Source organism: Cryobacterium sp. MLB-32 (genome assembly GCF_000738085.1).
Taxonomy (GTDB): domain Bacteria; phylum Actinomycetota; class Actinomycetes; order Actinomycetales; family Microbacteriaceae; genus Cryobacterium.
Map to the genome: position 1 here is coordinate 1 of NZ_JPRS01000484.1, position 951 is coordinate 951.

Consider the following 951-nt stretch of genomic DNA (forward strand, 5'->3'; position numbering starts at 1 on the left):
CACGCCCGGCACGTTTTCCTCAACCGTCGGTCTCGAGCGCGCAGACCTGTTGAACGACGTTGATGTGCTCTTTACCTGGTACAACGACACTGCGAACCAGAGCGCAATCGAAGCGCAACCCTTGTTCGCGCAGATTCCCGCGGTGACCCGCGGTTCCTACGTTCCCAATCCCGACAACCAGCTCGCGATGGCCTCAAGTATGGTCACCCCACTCAGCGTCCCGTGGGCGCTGAAAGCATACCTGCCCATGATCAGTGAGGCTGCAACCGCAGCGACCAGCGCTCGATGAGGGCGTCCCTGCGGGCCCCCCGTCGCCGGGTCCGCAGGACTCCCCTCTCCGTCGGAGTTATCGCGGCCGTCGGGCTGTTGATCGTCATCGTGCTGCTCAGCCTTGCTGTGGGCAACAAATACGTTCCCATTCCAGACGTCATCGGCGCACTTCTCGCACCCGGATCGGATGGCGCTGACCCTTACTTGGAGAGCGTCGTTTTTAGTCGCATCCCCCGCACGATCCTCGGAGTGATGGCCGGCGCGAGCTTGGCGGTGGCTGGAGCAGTTATGCAAGGCATCAGCCGCAACCCCTTAGCTGACCCCGGATTGTTTGGTGTCAATGCTGGAGCGGCAGCCGCGATTGTTACCGGCACAGCCTTCTTCGGGTTGGGGTCGGCGGCCACCAGCGTGTGGGTGGCGCTCCCGGGAGCATTCGCCGCCGTTGTTATTGTGTATCTCATCGGGGCAGGCGCTCGGAGCGGGGCGACACCGGTGCGTTTAGTGCTGGCCGGCATCGTCGTCACGGCAGTACTCGCCGCGTATATCCAAGCGGTAGCACTTAGCCTTCCGGCCGTGTTCGATACATACCGCTTTTGGGTCGTCGGCTCCCTCGCAGGGAGGGACCCGAGCGTGATCCTTGATGGGCTCCCGTTTATTCTCTGCGGTCTGCTGTTAGCACTA

Annotated in this window: 1 protein-coding gene and 1 pseudogene; both read left to right on the forward strand. The window is 62.5% G+C overall.

Annotated features, from left to right (window positions below; all coding sequences use genetic code 11):
- Positions 1 to 289, forward strand: a pseudogene (locus JF66_RS23880) (iron-siderophore ABC transporter substrate-binding protein); the annotation flags it as partial.
- Positions 290 to 366: 77 nt separating this feature from the next.
- Positions 367 to 951, forward strand: a 585-nt coding sequence (locus JF66_RS19530) for an iron ABC transporter permease (RefSeq protein WP_231556523.1), incomplete at its 3' end; no start/stop codon positions are given.